We start from the raw sequence: 22,146 nt of genomic DNA, 5'->3' as shown, positions 1-22,146 counted from the left end.
TTCCTAAAATTATTTAATTAATTCTGCATATCCAAATCCATCATAGCCATAGTTATTTCCATTGTAAAATAAATACGTCTTATCATTATATTTAACTACAGATGGGTATGCCATCATTTGTGAATCCCATCCCGATGAAGACAAAGAAATATTTAATTTATCATCATCTCTTGTCCAGTTTATTCCGTCTAATGATTCTGCATATGCTAATTTATAAGTCAAATCTTCGCTTCCTGCACAGAAAAACATTTTGTATATATCCTCATCCTTAATAACATAAGGTCTTCCAACCCTATATTCATCACCTTGTGTTCCTATAATTACATCTCCAGAACCCACAAAGTTTATACCATCCTCGGATTCCATATATCTAATATCGTATAATGGAAGTGTCTTTTTCTTTCCCTCTTTAAAATAACTACCTCCGCCGTAATAAACTTTCCATTTACTATCCTCTTTAACAACTGAATGAATTACTCTAAATAAAAGTTCATCATCACATCTTTCTAGGACTGGGACTTTACTATATCTTTTAAAGCTATTACCATTATCTTCACTTATAGCTAGCCCACAATATATCATCATTCTTACATGGTAACCTACTTGATACCCTGCGTAGTATAAGTGTATTTTTCCTTCATTCCTTATAACAGCACAAGGAACCACACCATTATCATCGAAAGTTCCTGGCAAACCTATATCTAACAAAGGTTCTTTTGAAACTTTTTTTACTATTTTAGGATTATTAGCATCTACGTCAACATATCCAACTCTGCTTACTCCTTTATCATCTCTAAGCCCAACAAAAATTCTAATAGTATCATCATTTAAAAATAATGGAGTTGGCTGTAGTGTAGAATTTTTAGCCCAAGTACTACTACCATCTAGGCTATAAATAATTCCTTTCTTTTCCCACTTCAATTTTATTCCCCCTATTCCTTTATATTGAATAATTCTAAAGAACTTTTACTATCTGGTTTTGCAGGACTACCCTTTAAAAATAAATTATCTCCATAGTTCTTTGTTATGAGAGCTCCAGCTGCTACAAATGAGTTTTTTCCTATAGATACGTTGTTAACAAAGGTAGAATTAACACCAAGAAAACTATTTTCACCAACTTCACAATAACCAGAAACCACTACATGGGAACTTATAAAAGAATTATCTTTTATCTTAGTCCTGTGACCAATATGATTTCCGCTCCAAAGCACTACATTATTTCCAATCTCAACATTGTATTGAATAGTATTATCCTCAAAAATAAAGGAATTTTCACCTATTTTTGCATTTCTCCATACAAAAGCTTTCGAACTAATATAAGAGGCAAAACTATATCCTTTACGCTTAGCTTCATTATAAAGACGAGTTCGAACTCTATTGAAGTTTGTAAATGTTATAGCTGTGAATACTTCATATTCCTTAGTGGAATAGGTTTGCTCCATTTCTTCAAAAGCTATAACAGGTAATCCGAAAAGGCTTTTTTGAGTAATAAATTGCTTTTCTACAGCAAAAGCTTCTACAGTATATGGTGAATCATAAGTGAAATACTCATAAGCAATTTCGGCAAATTCTCCATCACCAATTATAACCAATTTCTTATTTTTATCCATATTATTACTTCCTTTATATACTTACATAATTTATATTAAGCTTCTTATAGGAATCTTAACTTTTTGTAAAATTCCATTATACAAACATACTATGCGCGTTTAAAATAAAGTGTACCTAACTTTATTTAGTAATATAAAACATGGAAATAGGCCTTAAATAAAACTTATTATCTAAAGCCTAGTGAAAATTAAAATATATATTGCAATTCACAATGCACATTTCACAATTCACAATTACAGATAAAATTCTTGCAATATATATAGAAATTTTGTATCAACTTTTATGTGGATTTAAGAAAATTAGATTTAAGTTGGTATTTTTAAATTATTTATTGTTAAACTATTCAAATAATATATTTATGAATTTAGTGTAGCACCTTATATATTCATCTTTAAGAATAATTGTCTCCTCGTCCTTTTCAGATTTGCTATTAAATTCTTCACTGAAACTAGTTAAAAAATTAGAATATTCTTTGAACCATTTTCTAAGGATTATTAATAATTCATCTTTAGTTTTTATAAATGCCTTATTTTCATAAGATGAAATAATAATATTAAAAAAGTCTATTGCAGCTCGAAAAGTCAGAAATTTATCTTGAGTATTTTGTGAATTATGAATTCTAAGATTGCTTAGAGGTTCAGCGATATAAATCATATTCCCTTTTCTTAATAATTTTAGCCATAAAGATATATCTCCAAGACAATATATTTCATTGCTATCATAATCAATTATACTGTGTTTAGTAATATCGCTGTCTATTGCTTCTCTTTTAAATATTGCTGTACTTAATTCACCAATATAATTAATCATTGAAAATAGAATTTTTCTGCCTGCTTCTTCACCTGTTAGACGAATATCATAAGGATATTGCCGTACAGTTCTAAAGTTATCATTAAGGTATTCGTCCTTATCGTTAATCATTTTCCGATAGCTCGTAATAAGAGTAAGTGTATTATCATAAAGAAAATAATTCATCATTCTATCTAATTTATTTAACTTAAATACATCATCATGCAATAAAAAATTTATATATTCCCCTGATGAAGCTGAAAGACATTTACCAAGATTAACTTTTCCTCTTTGACCTGATGGACCACCATTATTTATATATTTTATTTTATTTGTTTTTAATTTGTATCCTTCTATAAACTTCTGTACATCATTAGTAGTACTATCATCGCATATTATGATTTCTGTATTCCTATAGCTCTGATTTAGCGCTGAATCAAGAGCTTTTTTAAGGTAGTTTGTTTGATTATAGGCTGGTATCAGTATGCTAACTAAAGGGAATATATATTTAGAATAATTATCTAAATATATATTCTTATATTCTTCAAATCCATTGGCCGTATTTACATAACCACAATCATGAATGCACCAAGGTATTTTTTGATTTGGAACTACAACTTTAAATCCCTTTTGAATGAATTCAGTACTTTGTGAAAGATCATAAAAATGCCATCCATCAAAAAGATCATCTCTCCATTTTATATCGTATTGAGTTATCATTATAAGCCCATCGATACCTTTAACGTTTGTATATGGCTCGATAAATTCATTAAAACTTAGAAGTTCCATTGAGCCTCTATGGCTGTCAAAAACTTTTCCCACCCTGCAAGGGTCCTCCCACCAAACTCCAGATACTGGTATAACTTTTGCACCAACTACACCTATTAGACCTATATCTTGATTACTATTGAAAATGCTTAAAGCATCTTCAACAAAATTTGTATTTTGAATATAAACATCTTGATGAAGATAGACCTTATACTTAGAATCACTTTTTTGCATAGCTTCATTATATGCTGAAGCTATGCTTTTAGAATTTCTCATGGCTATAAATTCTATTTCCATATCTTCAGGAATTTTGATTTTATTAATATAAGTCAAACTTTTCTTATATAGTTCCTCATTATTAACACAAGTAATAAATGCTATTTTATTTTTTTTCATTTTCCTTACCAATAACCTCTCCTTACTTTGTATTTATTTAAAGTTATTTATATAGTATTCATTCAAATAAAAACCGAGTCTAGTTACTTAAATTTAATCTATACAAAAAATCTTTGAGATAATTTTCATCTACAATAAATCCATTTTGATAGTATGGTAATCTTGAGTTACCATAAAGATATCCATCCAAAAAGTAAGTTTTTAATCCTAATACGCCTGAAATATTGGAATACCATGGTGATTGAATAACTTTTGGCTGGATAAATATAACCTTTGCATTTTTATTAGCAAAAATAATATTGGTAAGTCCAGAACCTGATTCACCTGCTATAACTTCTGCTTCTGAAAAAGTTTTTAATTGATCATGGAAAGACATTGATCCTGGAAATATTATTTCGAATCCGAATGACCTAAAAATATTCTCAACAGCTGGTTGATTTTGCAATCTAGAATTAGGTGACTGGCTTCTAGAGACATATAACTTTCTATGAACATTACTACTCTCAATTGCTAAGTTTTTATTTATAGGTTTAACAGCTAAATCATCAAGTGCAACATCTTGATATTTTAATAAGAAATCTGGTTTAATATTGCATGGATAAACTCCTAAATCTGAAATAACTATCAATTTTTTTATAGAATAACTATATCCTATTGCTAAAGGAATGATTTTTCGTCCTTGTTTATTTAGCATCTGCAATTCTTCTTGAAACTGCGGCACTCTAAGACAAGCATCATCTATTATTATTGGCATATCGTTATATTCATTAGTATCATTAATAAGACAAAGTTTGGCTAATACTTCAAATTGAAAATGAGAGTAATTATAAGATGAACCTGATATTAGCATTATTCCCTCTTCAATGGTTTCTCCAGTCTCGTTATAGCAAACAACAGTGTTATTTTTATTCACAGCAATTGTTTGATGACATCTTAAATCAAACTTATTTTCACTATCCATAAATGGTAGGTCATAAATGCAGTAATTATTATCATCAAAAATTATATAGTTGCCGCCAATTAATTTTACATTATTTAATTCTGCAACATATATCTCTGGAAAATTTACATATATAGAATTTGTGGTACTAATCTCATTGATATAATTGGGTATATAGACTCTTTGAGGATGAGCTTCTTTTATGGGAGAATATTTAAAATTATGAGTACTACAGTATTCTTTACAGGTAATATTATTTAGTATTTTTTGAACACACATTAATTAAGCCACCTTTCACTTTTATGAAATTCATTTGTTTTTTGTTTAATTTATCTATTAAAACTTCTACATCCAAAATTTCATCTCAAAAAATCTATTATATTATTATTTTATAAAGATTAATGTTTATTTGTTACATAACTCTAATTATTATAAAGATTATGTGAATGTAGTGTTAGGAGTAGAATGTTATAAAGTATGTTCAACCTATATTAATTTAACTACCTTAAAAAATCGTGCAGGCTAAACAAAACGAGCTCTGCACTTTTAGTTTTTTAAGAAACACCAATATCTTTGAAGTATTTTTTATTATATAATATGCGGCTATCATTAGGCCTGAATTTGCCAGCAATTTCATTATGCTCATATGCAAGCTTATGATCTCCTAATTTATCATAACAAACACATAATTGTAGGTGTGGTAGCCATGTCCAACATGCATCGTTAAAAAATCCCCAGCTATCTTTTGGCTTTTCAAGCTTTGTAGCTTCTTCATACCAAAAAGCTGCTTGTTTATATTTTCTTTCATGTAAGAAAGAAAAACCAATTTTGCAACAGGCTTCAGCTCTAGGGGTATCATATTCAAAGCTTTTAAAAGCATATTTTCGTGCATCTTCCACTTGGTTTACTGATTGATAGTAATCACATATTTTACCACAAACTCTGATATTGTCTTCAAACCAACCTTGTTTTAAATCCAAAAATTTATTATAATACTCCAGGGCTTCATCATACATATTATGATCATATAATTCATTAGCATAATAAAGAGTATCTCTTGGCGTAAATTCTAATCCTTCTTTCAACTTTCCTTTATATATATCAAGATTTCTTTTAGGAGTTTGTTTTAATTTCTTATGAGTTATTGCAATGTCACTATTGATTATATTTCCTGCTACTTGTAAATACTCATGAACAAATCCTATCCATTTAAAATTATTTTCTCTTTTAACTAATCTATTGCGCCTATAACTCATGGTCACATTTCCGTATTCATCAAAACCTATATTGTATTTTGCAGTTACAGAATCTACAGAAGTATCTAAAGTTTCTTTTAGAGATTTAAATTTTTCTGCATCTTCTGGAAGCAATACATCATCTGCATCTAACCAAAGAATATAATCTTTAGATGCTTTACTAAAAGAAAAATTTCTTGCAGCTGAAAAATCATCTATCCATTTAAAGTCATATACATTTGATGTATATTTACTACATATTTCTTTGGTTTTATCAGTAGATCCAGTGTCAGCAATTATTATTTCATCAACTACATCTTTGATCGAATCTAAGCAGCGACCTATTGTATCTTCCTCGTTTTTTACTATCATACAAAGACTAACTGTTATCAAGTAATCACCTTCTTAAAAATTTCTACAATATATAATATGAAAATAAGAAATTTTTGACATAAACATTATTTTATTAAAAGACGGCTGCCTAAAAAAAGGCAGCCTAAATATTGTTTAATAATTATCCAAAGATTATTGAATTTAAAGCTCTAGTATTAGCAGTTGCAGCTGATATATTACCTGGAATAGTACTGTTAACTGTAATTCGAATTGAATAAGTGAACGCACCAGCAGATCCAGGGTTAACAACCCAAGTTAAATTAGGGACTTCAGAGTGTATTTGACCTGCAGAAATATCTGTACCAGAATTATCAATAGTTTCTGTAACAACCACACCTGCTGTAGCTTCTATCAAATCATAAGTGATTGTATAGTCATAAGCGCCAGCAGCGGCAATTGTTATATCGACTTCTACCATAGAATCAAATTTTAATATTTGTGTTGCAGAAGTTGTTGTAACTGGTAAGTTAGCAACAATTGTTGGTGTGGTAAGTGGAAGTAGAGTCAATGGAGCTGTATCACCTGTTGCAGAAATAATACTTCCAGCCCCGGTTGCACCAGTAGGTCCAGTAACTCCAGTATCTCCGGTTGGACCTGTAACTCCAGTATCGCCAGTAGGTCCTGTTACACCAGTATCTCCGGTAGGTCCGGTTACGCCAGTATCGCCTGTAGGTCCTGTAACTCCAGTATCACCAGTAGGTCCTGTTACACCAGTGTCACCAGTAAGTCCTGTAACTCCAGTGTCACCAGTTGCTCCTGTTGCACCAGTATCTCCGGTTGGACCTGTAACTCCAGTATCACCAGTAGGTCCTGTTACACCAGTATCTCCGGTAGGTCCGGTTACGCCAGTATCGCCTGTAGGTCCTGTAACTCCAGTGTCACCAGTAGGTCCTGTTACACCAGTGTCACCAGTAAGTCCTGTAACTCCAGTGTCACCAGTTGCTCCTGTTGCACCAGTATCTCCGGTTGGACCTGTAACTCCAGTATCTCCGGTTGGACCTGTAACTCCAGTATCACCAGTAGGTCCTGTTACACCAGTGTCTCCAGTAGGTCCTGTTACACCAGTGTCTCCAGTTGCTCCTGTTGCACCAGTATCTCCGGTAGGTCCTGTAACGCCAGTGTCTCCAGTAGGTCCAGTAACTCCAGTGTCTCCGGTTGGACCTGTTACACCAGTGTCACCAGTAGGTCCTGTTACACCAGTATCTCCGGTAGGTCCTGTAACGCCAGTATCGCCTGTAGGTCCTGTAACGCCAGTGTCACCAGTTGCTCCTGTTGCACCAGTATCTCCGGTTGGACCTGTAACTCCAGTATCTCCGGTTGGACCTGTAACTCCAGTATCGCCAGTAGGTCCTGTTACACCAGTATCTCCGGTAGGTCCGGTTACGCCAGTATCGCCTGTAGGTCCTGTAACTCCAGTATCACCAGTAGGTCCTGTTACACCAGTGTCACCAGTAAGTCCTGTAACTCCAGTGTCACCAGTTGCTCCTGTTGCACCAGTATCTCCGGTTGGACCTGTAACTCCAGTATCTCCGGTAGGTCCGGTTACACCAGTATCACCAGTAGGACCTGTTGCTCCAGTATCTCCAGTTGGACCTGTAGCTCCAGTGTCACCAGTAGGTCCTGTAACTCCAATATCTCCAGTTGGACCTGTTACGCCAGTATCACCAGTAGGTCCTGTTACACCAGTGTCACCAGTAGGTCCTGTAGCTCCAGTGTCGCCAGTAGGTCCTGTAACACCAGTGTCTCCAGTTGGACCTGTAACGCCAGTATCGCCAGTAGGTCCTGTAGCTCCAGTGTCTCCAGTTGGACCTGTAGCTCCAGTGTCACCAGTAGGTCCGGTTGCTCCAGTATCGCCGGTTGCTCCTGTAACTCCAATATCTCCAGTTGGACCTGTAGCTCCAATATCTCCTGTAGGGCCTGTAACGCCAGTGTCTCCAGTTGGACCTGTTACGCCAGTATCACCTGTAGGTCCTGTTGCTCCAGTGTCTCCAGTAGGACCTGTTGCTCCAGTATCTCCAGTTGGACCTGTAACTCCAGTGTCACCAGTAGGTCCAGTTACACCAGTATCACCAGTAGGTCCAGTTACACCAGTATCACCTGTAGGTCCGGTTACGCCAGTATCACCTGTAGGTCCTGTTGCTCCAGTATCTCCAGTAGGTCCGGTTACGCCAGTATCACCTGTAGGTCCGGTTACACCAGTATCGCCTGTTGGACCTGGGACGCCAGTATCTCCAGTAGGTCCGGTTACACCTGTGTCGCCTGTAGGTCCGGTTACGCCAGTATCTCCGGTTGATCCTGTTACGCCAGTGTCGCCAGTAGGTCCTGTAGCTCCGGTGTCGCCGGTTGCTCCTGTAACTCCAGTGTCACCAGTTGGTCCTGTAGCACCAGTATCTCCTGTAGGTCCTGTAGGCCCGGCAGGTCCAGTTGCTCCAGTTGGACCTGGACCTGTTGCACCGGTTGGACCTTCTGAAGAAATTGTTACACTCAAGAAAGGTCTTTGTGTTTGTAATGGCCACTCCTTGGAAAAATATCCTATAATAGTATCAATTATATTTTCTATTCCAATTAGAGTTATTCCATTATTAGGAATTGTGTTATTTATCCACCCACTAACCAAATCAGTTATATCTATGCTAACGTAGTTACCAACATCTCCACTGTTTATATTTATTGAATATTGAGTGGAATTAGCTATAGGTGCATTATTCCACGTAACAGTATTTTCAGTAAAATTACTTGTATTTAGATATACTCGAACAGTTTGAGGTATTTGTGCTGAATCTGGTACATCATTTCTAGATACAAATAAATTCAATGAAGCATTTGATATAGCGCTTCCCGGGGTAATGCTAGATAAATTAAATTTTAATAAACTTCTATAAACATCATTTTCTTGAACAAACATGCCTGTAAATAAATCGGTTGATAGCCCGAAATTTGCATTAGGGTTCAGCTGCGATATATACGCATCATCTGTAGGACTTAAAAATATAGTAGGCATCCCACCATCTCCTTATTTTACGTTTTCTTTTGTTATTAATTTATTCATGATAGATAGCGCTATTATAATATATGTAAAATAGAATTTTTTGACACTTAAAGTGCCATTACTTAAAGTGCCATTACTTAAAGTGTCAAATTAAAAACCCTCCGCATAAATGCAGAGGGCCATTTTTATAAATTAATCTAATTTCTTAAGAGTTAATTGTGCTCCAACTGATGGTGCCAAAGTTAGTGTTAAAACTAATAATGAATTATTTCTCAAAGTAATTACATCTCCAGCAGCAAGAGTTAAGATAGCATTTCCTGAGAGTTCTCCAGTTGCGACAAGAGCTGAAATAGGAGTAGATGGATCAACTGTACCATTTACAGCAATAGCAATTTGAGATCCAATTCCTGCAGTTATGCTAATACCGTAATTAACCTCATAAACACCAGCTGTTGCCACTGTAACTGTTGTTGTTCCTGGTGTGTGTGCTACACCAACTAAAGGTCCGTTATTAGAAAATGGAACATCGGCTCCACCTACAACAGTTGCATCAGCTAATGTTGCTAACTGATATACATAACCATCTGCGGCTAATCCAGCACCAGTAGGTCCAATAGGTCCTGTAGCACCAGTATCACCAGCAGGTCCTGTAGCACCAGTATCTCCGGTAGGTCCAGTTACACCAGTATCTCCAGTTGGACCAGTATCGCCAGCAGGTCCAGTTACGCCAGTATCTCCGGTAGGTCCGGTTACACCAATATCTCCAGTTGGACCAGTAGCGCCAGTGTCACCAATAGGTCCTGTAGCACCAGTGTCGCCAGTAGGGCCAGTTGCACCAGTGTCGCCAGCAGGTCCAGTAGCACCAGTGTCTCCGGTAGGTCCAGTTACACCAGTGTCACCAGCAGGTCCAGTTACACCAGTATCTCCGGTAGGTCCTGTAACACCAGTGTCGCCAGTAGGTCCTGTAGCACCAGTATCTCCAGTAGGTCCAGTAGCGCCAGTGTCGCCAGTAGGTCCTGTAGCACCAGTATCTCCAGTAGGTCCAGTAGCGCCAGTGTCGCCAGTAGGTCCAGTAGCGCCAGTGTCACCAGCAGGTCCTGTAGCACCAGTATCTCCGGTAGGTCCAGTTACACCAGTATCTCCAGTAGGTCCTGTAGCTCCTGTATCTCCGGTAGCTCCAGTTGCGCCAGTGTCACCAGTAGGTCCTGTAGCTCCAGTGTTTCCAGTAGGTCCTGTAGGACCTGTAGGTCCAGTTGGTCCAGGACCAGTTGCTCCTGTTGGCCCTGATGGTCCAAACGTTACACTTAAGAAAGGCCTCTGAGTTTGTAATGGCCATTCTTTAGAGAAATATCCTATGATAGTATCCATTAAATTTTCTATACCTATTAAGGTTATACCGTTATTTGGTATAGATCCGTTTATCCATCCATTTACTATGTCAGTTATATCAATATTAATATGATTTCCAACATCTCCATCAGTAATAATTATAGAATCTGGTGTAAAATTAGCTATAGGTGCATTATTCCACGTAACAGTATTTTCTGTAAAATTACTTGAATTTGTATATACTCGAACAGTTTGTGGTAATTGCGCAGAATCTGGTACATCATTTCTATAAACAAACAAATTTAGTGAAGCGTTTGAAACATAGCTTCCTGGAGGAATACTCGATAGATCAAATTTTAGTAAGCTTCTATATACGTCACCAACCTGAATAAACATGCCTGTAAATAAGTCACCTGATAAACCAAAATTAGCATTTGGATTTAACAATGATATAAATGCATCATCTGTAGGACTTATAAATATAGTAGGCATCCCACCATCTCCTTACTTTTTATCTTTGTTTATCTTTTGTATTTATTTATACAAAATAAATTTAGCTACTATAATATATGTAAAACAAATATCATTTGATACATGTTGCTAAATAAGAGCATTTAAAATATATTCCAGAATAGATTTCGTTAACATCAAATTACGTAATCAAAAATACCAACTTAATAAATCTCTATAAATTAATTAAGTTGGTCTAACTACTACTAAATATTACTATTTTTATCATTAAGATCTTTCTGAAACTTTGCAACATATTCATATGAAAGAAAATATTCCTTCATATGATTCCCTATAATGCTGCAAAGATTATTTAGAAATTCATTATCTTCTTGTGATATATCTGTATAATAATGAAATACATAAGGGTTTACATACCCACTTTCTTTGAATATTTCATGTATGTCAGTCAATGTAAAAAACTTATTGTAATTCCGTACATTTAATATTGAATTTTTATTATATATGAAATTTCCATTTAGTAATTCTTTTATTACTGAGTAATGCATTAAATTAGATATTGTAGCTATTATATATCCTCCTGGCTTCAAAAAGTTTTTTAACTCTTTCAGTAGCTTCCAAGGATCCTTGCTTAACTGAAGTCTATCTCCTATAATTATATAATCAAAAAAGTTTAATTTATTTTCCTTAAATTTCATGGTGTATATATCTTCGAAATCTTCCGTCATTATTTCAATCATTTTCCCACATATCTTTGCTATATTTTTATTTGTTTCTATACCATATATTTGGACATTAGGATACATATATTTTAATCTAAATAATGTAGCACCTAATCCACAATCAAATTCAAGGATATTTAATTCTCTATCATTTGGCTCGTTTATTTGTCCTACTATATCAAATTTTATACTGCTGCTATTATTAGAATTAAATCCCCATTTTGCTTCAAATCTTTGAGCATTAATAATTAATGCATTGTTAAAGTTAGTAAAATCTTTTTTAAATGAAGTACTGCCGAAATGATGTATAAAACTATCATTACAAACCATAAGCTTATATCCAGCTTCTATTATTCTCATGCATAAATCATCATCTTCAAAATTTCCAGGTGTAAAGCGTTCATCTAAGTTTCCAATTTTATCAATAACCGTTCTTTTTATTAGCATACAGAAGGCTATTAACCTTGGTTTTTGTTCCCATCTTTCAGGTGTTGAAATATTATTATTACTTGCAAATTCAATCATATGGTCAATAGTACTATAAGGTACGTTAATACCTTGATAGTTTGAACAATTATTTGTTATAGGCCCTACAGCACCAATAGATTCATCGCTATATAAACATATTTTTATATTATCTAGCCATCTAGGAGACACCTTAGTGTCATTATTTAATAATAAAATATCATTATCTTTTTCAGCTGCCTCTATTCCAAGGTTGCATCCTCTTGGAAAGCCCACATTTTCATCATTTAAAATAAGTTTAATGTCATTTTGTTCTTTAAGCCATTCTCTGGTACCATCTGTAGAATTATTGTCTACAATTATTATTTCATAGGTTCCGGTGGCTGTATATTTTCTAATACTTTCAATACAAATACGATTATAATTAATATTATTATAGGTTAAAATTATTATTGAAGTTTTTCTATTCTCAAACATCAAACCCATATCTCCTTTAATAATGTTATTATTTATGAATTTTTTATAATATTAAAAAATTAAATATTTTGATTATTTATTTTTTATGAATAGTTGGATTAGATCTTTATATTAAATAGACTAAATGCTGTTATAGTTTTTAATTTGAGATCTTTAAATTTCTTAGTTATACCATTTATAATGAAATTTATATGTATTATTGAGGGAAATATTAATGGTAAAATGGTTATCTTAAATTTAGTATTACTTTAAGATAACCATTTATCACAATGAAAATATTAATTTAATATTTTCAATCATAATCATAATTTATATGAGCAGTAATAATTTAGAGCTACATTAAATAAAAAAGCTGATTACACAACTATCCTATAATATCTCCATTTTTTATTATAACAGCATTAGGTGTTGTAAATACTGCCACTGGTTCTCTGCTACTTATATATAATCTTCTATCAACTATGAATGAAAGATCTATATTAGCTGTGAAAGTTCCAGCTCCTCCAGCTGCTGGGGCAATAAAATTACTTGTTGGAACTATGCAGTCAACTGATAAATTAGGAGTATAACTATCAGTTAAAGTCATTCTATTTCTGTTATTTGGCCAACAAATTCTTCCTGTAAATACCATATTAGTTATACCAAATACGCTAAGTGGTATAGCATTTGTTCCTGGTTGAGCTAAGTTAGCTGTAACAGCTGTAGCAGTAAATCTAGTGCAACCTATTACTCCACTTGCAACTATACGTAAATTAGCTACTTGGAAAGCTCTATTTCTTTCAATGACTCTAAATCTTGTTCCAGGTTGAGTTTGAGGGTTGCAGCAGCAAGGTGGTTGCAAAGTGATAGTTCCATTTAATTCATCAAATAAATTTATAGGAGTACCAGGTGTAGTACTAACATTAAATAATGATGATGGAGTAAGTGTAAATGTCTGTCCATTAATTAGAATTTGACTATTAACAGGAACTGTTTGTGCTAATCCTATAAAATCGTAACTAATTCCTATTTGTTGAATACATACTAATTGACCTGGAACTAAGTTAGGATTAAGACTATCTAAAGTAAAAGTAAGATTAGTTAATGATCCTATATCTTCTTTTTCACTAAATGCAGAATCATACAATTCATCTGCTAAAATTGGTAGACATACTGCATCTTCTATACTTCCACAACTTACACCTATTGGACCGCATCCTTCACAGCTACAGTTATCCTGCATATTTGATTGGCAGCTTGTACAACATTCCATTGTTGATCCAACTGATTGACATTGTGCTGTAGAAACACAATTTCTTATTTCAGACATAATTTATATCCTCCTCGTATTGAAATTTGTCATTAAGTTCGATGATATTCCATCTTTTTCTACTTTATTGTATGAAATAGATATATATATGTTTCCATCTAATAATGCTGTTTTTTTCTTATTATTAAAAATAATACATAAATCCATTAAACTAGAAATATAAATAATAGATTATTTGTTTTTGATTGATAAAAACTAAAATTCAAAAGCTAGTTATAGTAAGAAAGTGCTTCAAATTATAAAAATCAACTTGAAACACTTTTTTAACTAGAATTATTTATATGGAAGTGATTTTTCTGCATTAAAAATTCGGTATATTCAAAATCATCTAAATCATCGATATCTATTGACTTTCTCTTATCCATGATAAATGCGTAGCTATTTTCTTGGTAAATATATTTATATTTTAAGAAGTATTGAATCTTCACTAAATAAATTGCTCCATTTAACCTATAAAAGTTTCCAAGATTTTGTCTTCGTATTTTGTTTATATTTGATAAAAAGCCGTCCAACTTCATTTCATCATTTAACCTTTTAGTTAATTGTGGAGCATAATCACATTCACACATACTAACTACAGAGTTCGCTTTTTTCTCACAAAATAATTTAAAAGCGCCTCTAATATCATATTCATCTCGTAGTGGCGATGTTGGTTGTAATATCATTAAAGCATCATATTCTTTTTTTATATTCTTTAATTTTAATAATACATCTTCTATTACATCAATAGTGGTTGATGTATCTTCTGCTAATTTTTTGTCTCTCAAAAATGGAACCCAAGCTCCATATTCTTCAGCTATTTTTTTATACTTTTCTGAATCAGTAGATACGATTACCTCTTCAAAAACTTTACTTTTAATTGCTTCTTCTATAGTGTAAGCCATTAATGGTTTACCGTTTAAATTTTTAATATTTTTATCCTTAATTCCTTTAGATCCGCTTCTTGCTGGGATTATAGCTAAAACTTTTTCACACATATAATATCCTCACCAATAATAAATTAATGACTCTATGGTAAAATCTCAATAAATTTGATTATATAGTTGAAAACAGCTGGCAAGTTTATACAAACACATATAGCTTATATATCTAATCTTTCTATCATGTTTTTCATTGCTTTAAACTCACCCATATCTAGCCAATTGTTATCACTTATGGGGTATATACCCACCTTATCTCCATTTAATAAACACTCCTTAATCAAATCAGTCATATCAAAGTATGATTTTTCAGGGATATATTTTAATATATCTGTTTCTATGATATACATGCCTGTGTTAACCCAGAACTCATAGTTTGGTTTTTCATTAATTGACTCTATGTCTCCATTTTCACTTAGGTTAAAAACTCCATATGGAATTACATAGTTCTTTAAGGCAGTAATAACTGTCATTTTATTATTATTCTTTTTGTGGCTTTCTAAGATCCTTGTATAATTGGCATCAACTAATATATCACAATTACTTAAAAAAAAAGTACTTAATGATTTATCCTTTAATATACTTAAACTTCCTGCCGTGCCAAGTGGAATTTCTTCTTCTATTAGTGAAATACTATATGGCAATTTCTGATTAAAATAAGCCTTCATTATTTCCTTTTTATCATTTATAGTAATATAAAAATCTTTAAATCTAAATTCTAAAAATTTATTTATTATTCTTTCGATTATTGGTATATCTCCAATAGGAATTAGTGCTTTCGGAATAATTTTGGTATATGGATATAATCTTGTTCCTTTTCCACCTGCCATGATAACCACTGGGATATTAATAGTTTCAGTATAATCAGATATATTCTCGTATAAATCATTCCAAAATATTATGTCTATAACTTCTTTTTCTTTGTTTACTATTGGTATACTTTCAATAGAATAGTTTTTCATAATATCTTTTGCTTTGTTTATATTTTCCTTGGTTAAATATATTGGAGTGGTATTCATTATATTATTTATTGATGATGATAAGTCTCCGTTTGCTAAAATCCATCTTCTTATATCTCCATCCGTAACTACTCCAATTAATTTATTACTTTCCGTTACTATAAGAACCCTTTTAGCAGTTTTAGTTAATTTTTCGATTGCTTTTGTTATAGATGTATCTCTACTTATAAAAAGAGTTTGAATATTCATAAGAACACTCCTTGAGTTATTTACGCTTTTTTCAACGTGTTTATGATATATTCTATGCTTTCTTTTTTTAAGTTGGTACTACATGGAATGTTTAATATTTTATTATAATATAGATTAGCTTTTTCTATTTTATAAGATTGATTATCAACATATGGTTTTTGAGTGTGTATTAATTTCCAAATAGGCCTAGTTTGAATTTTATTTTGTGATAAATATACTAATAACTGATCCCTATTTAATTTAAAATCATTTATAACTAATGAATAGAACCAATGATTGTTTCTGGCTTCATTATTGTAATCCAAAAGAGATAATCCTTTTATAGTGCTCATTTTTGATTTATATAACTCATAATTTCTAATTTTTATATTAATAAATTCTTCTACTTTTTCGAGCTGTGCTACTCCTAAAGCGCCTTGCAGATTAGTCATTCTATAATTATATCCTATATGATCATGCACATAATATAATTCATCATCTTTCGCTTGTGTTGACAGATACTTAGCTTTTTTTATATCCTCAGATGATCTTGATACTAAAAGTCCACCACCACCAGTAGTTATTATTTTATTTCCATTAAATGAATAAGCTCCAAAATCTCCTAGTGTTCCAGCAAATTTTCCTTTATATTTTCCACTAAGGTAGTAGGTTCCTAGAGCTTCGGTAGAATCCTCTATTAACTTTAAATTATATTTGTTAGTTAATTCAATAATCTTTTCAATGTTAGCCATATTTCCGAAGACATGTACAACTATAACTGCCTTTATTATTTTATTAGTTAATTTATTTTTTAACCCATTTTTAGTCATTATGCATTGAGTTTCTAAGAACTCTTTAAGCTTATAATAATCTAGATTTAAGCTATCATCACAGTCCATAAATACTGGATCTGCGCCTAAATATTTAACTGGATTAACAGCTGCAATAAATGTAAGGGTAGGAACAATAACTTCGTTATTATTTGTAACTCCTGATAATATTAATGCTAAATGAATTGCAGCAGTGCCACTTTGACATGCAATTGCATTATCTACATTTAGATAGCTTTTTATATTATTTTCAAATTTACTTACATAATTCCCAGATGTAGAAACCCACTCACTTCTAATAGCATCTACTACATATTTCTCCTCATTTCCTTTTAAATTTGGTACAGATAGCGGTATCATGGTTTCATCTCCAAACTTTTTCTTATATTTTTAATATATTTTCAATTGTCATATATATATTGCAAAAATAATTATTCATCATAAGTCTAAAAATATTGCAAGAATTTTAGCCGTAATTGTGCATTGTGAATTGCAACATATATATTAGTCTAATCTCTCTTTTAATAACATAAATGCCTCCGCATTTTTATATCCTGAAGTTCCCCCCCTGAATATTGAGAGGCCTTTTACTACATCAAGAGACCTTGGGAATGGTGCTTCGCCTACTTCACTTTTAAATATGCTAATAATACTTAGCTTTTTCTCTAAAAACTCTTCTATATTAACAAATACGTTTGGATTAAAAGTTCCTATAGAATTATTTATTCCAAATTCAGTTTCGGACAATGTTTCATAGGCATATACTTTTTTTATTTTCTCATGCCTAAACCATTTTGTGCAGGATATTGCTGCTTCTGAAACAGTTCTATGGTCGCTATGTATATCTCCATAATTAGGTATATACATAGTATCGCATTTTGATTCGATAATACATTCAGATAATTTTTTTACTAAATCCTTAATGGGGATTTTATCTAATAGTGTTGTTGGAAATCCTAATTCAAATACCTTTTCAAATTTATATTCTTGCGCTACTGATGCAATTTCTGATTCTCTTCTACTTATGATTTCCTTTGAAAAGCCTAATTCTTCTTTCATGGAAGTCACTATTGCCCAATAAACTTTATCGCCACTTTTTATATGTTTTAGAATAGTTCCACCACATCCAAAAGTTTCATCATCTGGATGTGGTGCCACAACTAAAATATTACTCATAATATCCCTCCATTAATAATGGGTCTTCTGATTTAGATACATAGGATTCAAAATCTAAATTTCTCATTAAGTTCATAATTTTATCAATAGAGTCTCCATCTCCATATGGACATTCTACTTTACTTAATGAGATTTGAAATTCTCTAGTCATAATTTTTTCTATGCCTTTTATTATGTTATTGATTCCTTGTTCAACAAAAATAACATTTGCTGCACATAATCTTCCCTTTTGCCTGTTTCCAACATTAATTGCTCCTAATTTTAATAAGGGCGCTTCATATAATCCAGCGCTTGAATTTCCGATCATAAACATACAGTTTCTAAGTAGGTTTACAAATAACTCTCTAGAAAGATTTTTATAAAATTTAAAGTTATCTTTACTTGAGTATTTATCTATTATTTTTATTATTTCTTTATTTCCTGCATCTACGTTTGGATAACTCACAAAGGTTTTTATGGATTTTTTCTCTAAAGCTATTAGAATTTCCTCAAAATGCTTTCCAGCTTCATTTTCTTCACCTGCAAACGGGTGATATATCATGACTGCATAATCATCCCAGCCCGGCCTATCCAGATTATTAAGGACGTCATTCTTATTAATGTATTTTGTAGATATGAACTTATCTAAAGCAGGACTTCCTACATTGAATATTCTGCGTTCATTTTCACCAGATCTTATCAATCTTTTTTTTGATTCCTGATTAGTTACAAAATGAAGAGATGATAATTTAGATACAGCATGTCTTATTGGATTGTCAATATTTCCATCTAAAGCGTGATCCCCTCCAAAAAAATGTATCGTAGGAATTCTCAAATATGTTCCTATTAGCCCTCCAACAACAACCTCTTCTCTATCCCCAGCATATATTATAATATCAGGTTTGTATTCTACTATTGTATGAATACAGTCTTGTAGCAAAATAGATAATGATTTAATTCTAGATGCTCTAGAATTAGAATCAATCAAATTTTCAATTTTAGCTATTACTGGAATTCCGTCTTGCACTATGTTGTTAAAGGTGTACCCATATGTTTCAGAGAGGTGAGCACCCGATACTATTAATTTAATTTCAAAATCCTTTGATTCATTAAGTTTCTTATATAAGAGACTTAATAGATCATAGTCTGATCTTATCCCAGTAAATCCTAAGACTTTTTTAATAGACATCCGAATCCCCCATTTGAATATCCCAATTATTATAATTGCTCAAATTGCTTACGTTACCTTTAATGTATCTAACTCCAAAATAAGAAATCGGTTCAGTATTAACAAATCCAATTTTTTCAGCTATTACATGGGTACTACTATTAAGATGGCACCACATATTAATATATTTTTTACCATTGCCTTTTTCTATATCTATAATGTATTCTAGTAACCTTTTGGTGGAGAAATCATCTAACGAATTAACTTCTACTATATCAGATTCACTCTTATTAAAACTCTTAGTAATTATTGATGAAACTACATAGTTGTTTTCAAGAATTATATAATTAGCATATTTATTCGCAGGGTTGTCCTTAAATCTCCATTTCAAATAATTTAAATCTTTATATACCTTTATCTTATTTTTTTTATTATTTATAAGCTTTGAATAATCTAATGAAAAGTTACTATCGTTAATAATACTAATGCTTATTGGACTATTAGATTTATTTATTCTTGATAAGTCTAATTTCATAGTTGGGATCTCATATATATTATTCCAATTCAATTTTTCTACAAAAATCGAATGAGAGTTATTGTTTGGAAAACCAGTTACCGCTATATAGTTATCTCCTTCCATTCTCTTATACAAATCAGTAGCTAGCTTAGGGAACAATCCTTTTCCTCTATAATCAGGATGAGTCATCGTGGTCATAGACAGTGCGGCTTTTTCTAATTTTCCATCAATATAAATTGTATATGGAGATACAGAATAGTTTGCGACTATTTTATTATTATCTAGTGCAACATTAATAAGAAGGTCATCAAGCGGATTTTTTATGTATCTCCATATTAAGAATTCCTTAGATACCTCTTTATTAAAACAATACATAAAGAGCTCTTTAAATTCCTGTATTCTTCGTAAATATTCATTTTTATTTATGAACTCAAATTTCATAAAACTCCTCCCACCTTATAAATCTATAAGTTCATCTTTTTGAAAATCTCTTTTTGCTTTTTTTCCTATAACGTAATCCCAATTCTTAGGCGATACACCTGTCCCTGGCCTCTTTATACATAAATTTTTTTCAGTAAAAACTTCGTTAGCTTTTATATGAACTTTGGCTACTAAACTTTTTCTTCCTACTATACTATTTACCTTCTCTGAAAGAGTTTGATGCTTGATTCCATTTCCAAGAGCTATTTCTATATTTCTAATTGCAATAACCATATTTCTAAGTTCGAAAGGTTCTAAACTTGCCTTATGGTCTGGTCCGGTCATATTTCTATCTAATGTAAAATGTTTTTCTATTACTGTAGCACCAAGAGCTGCGGCTGCTATAGCAACTTCTATTCCACTTGTATGATCTGAATATCCAACTGGAGTTTTAAATGCATTTCTTATAGTCTCCATTGCTTTTAAATTTACATCCTCCATTTTTGTTGGGTAGTCAGTATTACAATGAAGTATAACAATATCTTCTGTTCCACCAGTCCTTAAAGTATCTAATGCAAATTCTATATCTGATAAATTACTCATTCCGGTTGATAATATAACTTTCTTCTTTAGCATAGCTATTTTTCTCAAATACGGAACATTATCGATTTCGCTTGAAGGTATTTTGAAAATTTTCATTTCTATACTGTCTAAAAAATCTATACTTTCTAAGTCAAACGGTGATGATAAAAATATTATATTCTTTTCTTCACAGTACTTTTTTAAGTCCTTGTATTGCTCGTGACTTAATTCTAATTTCTTTAGCATTTCTAACTGTGAAGTTTCTTCCTTTAAATTGTTAATTTGATATTTAGCTTGCTTTGCGTCTTTCGTTACTAAATTATTTGAATTAAATGTTTGAAATTTTATTGCATCCACTCCACAAAGTATAGCATTATCAATCATCTTTTTTGCTATGTTTATATCCCCATTATGGTTTACTCCAGCTTCAGCAATTATAAAAATATTATTCATGAACATGTGCCTCTTTTCCTGGATTTCCATAGACCTTAAGCCCATTTTTTATATCCTTAATTATGACAGAACCTGCTCCAATAATTGCATCATTTCCAATATTAACATTTTGAATGATAGTAGAATTTGTTCCTACATGAGTTCTCTTTCCAATATTAACGCCGCCACTTACTGTTACTCCAGGTGCTAAATGAACAAACTCGCTTATATTACAATCATGTTCAACTATGGTACCAGAATTTATAATGCATTGTTTTTCTATTGTAACTTTTGCATTGATAATTGCACCTTTACCAACAAAAACTCCATCATTAATTAAAGCGCTCTCCGATACTATAGCTGTTTTATCTATTATTTTAGGAAAATTATATCCAATTTTTTTTAGTATGTTATAAAGTTTTACTCTTATGCAAGGATTGCCTACAGATCCAACAGAAATGAACGCGTTTTTAATACCAGATTTATATAATTCACCTAAATTTTCATCACTGCCTATAACATCTATACCTAGTCCCATATTTTCATTGATTTTCTTATCAACAATTCCTACAATTTCAAATTGTTTTAATCCATTTATTGAATCAATAATACTTTTGCAATGGCCACCACCACCTACTAATATTATTCTTTCCATAAGACCTCCTATAATTATTACTTATAGCCTTCAGCGATATTTTCATAGTTTTTCGGAATTAAAATATTTATTATTTCGGTAAGTTACCACCTAAATCTGATTTTAAAGTTGGGTATCTATATAGATAATACAATCATGAACTATACTTAGACTATGAAATATCTTCCAACCAGAAATGAGTGATATACTTTTGTGGAATGTTTCATTGGTAATTTTGATGGATGTGATTCTTTGGCTATAAGTTGTTCCAAATGTGCTAGTTCACAGCTTGTTCTTTGAGGCTAGCACTTTGGGTGCAACTTTATAGCCTTAGAATCCCCCATCAGAATTGCCTAGAAACTGGAACAAAAGTATATTATTCATTTCGGTGAGGTATGCGCATAAGT

The 22,146-nt window shown here is 32.0% G+C and carries 17 protein-coding genes; all 17 read right to left on the bottom strand.

Annotated features, from left to right (window positions below; translation table 11 throughout):
* Nucleotides 1–9 precede the first annotated feature (9 nt).
* The 17 genes from ACJDTP_RS10630 to ACJDTP_RS10545 all read right to left on the bottom strand — a co-directional run bounded on the left by ACJDTP_RS10630 (nt 10) and on the right by ACJDTP_RS10545 (nt 21,760).
* Complete coding sequence (locus ACJDTP_RS10630; RefSeq protein ID WP_406761156.1) at nt 10–921, bottom strand: glycoside hydrolase family protein; 912 nt, start codon at nt 919–921, stop codon at nt 10–12.
* 11 nt (nt 922–932) lie between these two features.
* Complete coding sequence (locus ACJDTP_RS10625) at nt 933–1,610, bottom strand: acetyltransferase (protein WP_077837632.1); 678 nt, start codon at nt 1,608–1,610, stop codon at nt 933–935.
* Between the two features lie 340 nt (nt 1,611–1,950).
* The gene (locus tag ACJDTP_RS10620; protein WP_406761155.1) at nt 1,951–3,576 is read right to left on the bottom strand and encodes a glycosyltransferase; all 1,626 of its coding nucleotides are present in this window, start codon (nt 3,574–3,576) and stop codon (nt 1,951–1,953) included.
* A 67-nt stretch (nt 3,577–3,643) separates the two neighbouring features.
* On the bottom strand, nt 3,644–4,783 hold the full coding sequence (locus ACJDTP_RS10615) for a glycosyltransferase family 61 protein (RefSeq protein WP_406761154.1): 1,140 nt from the start codon (nt 4,781–4,783) through the stop codon (nt 3,644–3,646).
* A gap of 275 nt (nt 4,784–5,058) precedes the next feature.
* Nucleotides 5,059–6,132: a glycosyltransferase gene (locus tag ACJDTP_RS10610; RefSeq protein ID WP_406761153.1), complete on the bottom strand. Its 1,074-nt coding sequence runs from the start codon at nt 6,130–6,132 to the stop codon at nt 5,059–5,061.
* Between the two features lie 121 nt (nt 6,133–6,253).
* Entirely contained in the window at nt 6,254–9,133 is a 2,880-nt protein-coding gene (locus ACJDTP_RS28115) for a DNRLRE domain-containing protein (protein WP_420492549.1), read from the bottom strand.
* A gap of 180 nt (nt 9,134–9,313) precedes the next feature.
* The gene (locus ACJDTP_RS10595; RefSeq protein ID WP_406761152.1) at nt 9,314–10,942 is read right to left on the bottom strand and encodes a DNRLRE domain-containing protein; all 1,629 of its coding nucleotides are present in this window, start codon (nt 10,940–10,942) and stop codon (nt 9,314–9,316) included.
* Nucleotides 10,943–11,166: 224 nt separating this feature from the next.
* A complete protein-coding gene (locus ACJDTP_RS10590; protein WP_406761151.1) occupies nt 11,167–12,585 on the bottom strand; it encodes a glycosyltransferase in 1,419 nt (472 codons plus the stop codon).
* A gap of 364 nt (nt 12,586–12,949) precedes the next feature.
* Entirely contained in the window at nt 12,950–13,894 is a 945-nt protein-coding gene (locus tag ACJDTP_RS10585; protein WP_406761150.1) for a hypothetical protein, read from the bottom strand.
* A gap of 263 nt (nt 13,895–14,157) precedes the next feature.
* Nucleotides 14,158–14,871 (bottom strand): acylneuraminate cytidylyltransferase family protein, encoded by a 714-nt coding sequence (locus ACJDTP_RS10580; protein ID WP_406761149.1) that lies wholly within the window; start codon nt 14,869–14,871, stop codon nt 14,158–14,160.
* A 104-nt stretch (nt 14,872–14,975) separates the two neighbouring features.
* Entirely contained in the window at nt 14,976–16,022 is a 1,047-nt protein-coding gene (locus ACJDTP_RS10575) for a sugar phosphate nucleotidyltransferase (RefSeq protein ID WP_077845204.1), read from the bottom strand.
* Nucleotides 16,023–16,042: 20 nt separating this feature from the next.
* Nucleotides 16,043–17,191 carry a LegC family aminotransferase gene (locus ACJDTP_RS10570; protein WP_406761148.1) on the bottom strand — a complete coding sequence of 383 codons (1,149 nt, stop codon included), beginning with the start codon at nt 17,189–17,191 and terminating at the stop codon, nt 16,043–16,045.
* 144 nt (nt 17,192–17,335) lie between these two features.
* Nucleotides 17,336–18,007, bottom strand: a complete 672-nt coding sequence (locus ACJDTP_RS10565) for a PIG-L deacetylase family protein (protein WP_406761147.1) — start codon at nt 18,005–18,007, stop codon at nt 17,336–17,338.
* Entirely contained in the window at nt 18,000–19,175 is a 1,176-nt protein-coding gene (gene neuC, locus ACJDTP_RS10560; protein WP_406761146.1) for a UDP-N-acetylglucosamine 2-epimerase, read from the bottom strand. Before neuC ends, ACJDTP_RS10565 begins: the two co-directional genes overlap by 8 nt.
* A complete protein-coding gene (locus ACJDTP_RS10555; RefSeq protein ID WP_406761145.1) occupies nt 19,165–20,112 on the bottom strand; it encodes a GNAT family N-acetyltransferase in 948 nt (315 codons plus the stop codon). The genes neuC and ACJDTP_RS10555 overlap by 11 nt, the downstream gene beginning before the upstream one ends.
* A gap of 15 nt (nt 20,113–20,127) precedes the next feature.
* A complete protein-coding gene (gene neuB, locus ACJDTP_RS10550; RefSeq protein WP_406761144.1) occupies nt 20,128–21,126 on the bottom strand; it encodes an N-acetylneuraminate synthase in 999 nt (332 codons plus the stop codon).
* Nucleotides 21,119–21,760, bottom strand: a complete 642-nt coding sequence (locus ACJDTP_RS10545; protein ID WP_406761143.1) for an acetyltransferase — start codon at nt 21,758–21,760, stop codon at nt 21,119–21,121. Before ACJDTP_RS10545 ends, neuB begins: the two co-directional genes overlap by 8 nt.
* Nucleotides 21,761–22,146: the final 386 nt, after the last annotated feature.

The organism is Candidatus Clostridium helianthi (genome assembly GCF_045310795.1).
Lineage (GTDB): Bacteria > Bacillota > Clostridia > Clostridiales > Clostridiaceae > Clostridium > Clostridium helianthi.
Note: the sequence above shows the minus strand (reverse complement) of the source record. Positions and strands in the feature narration are given on the sequence as shown.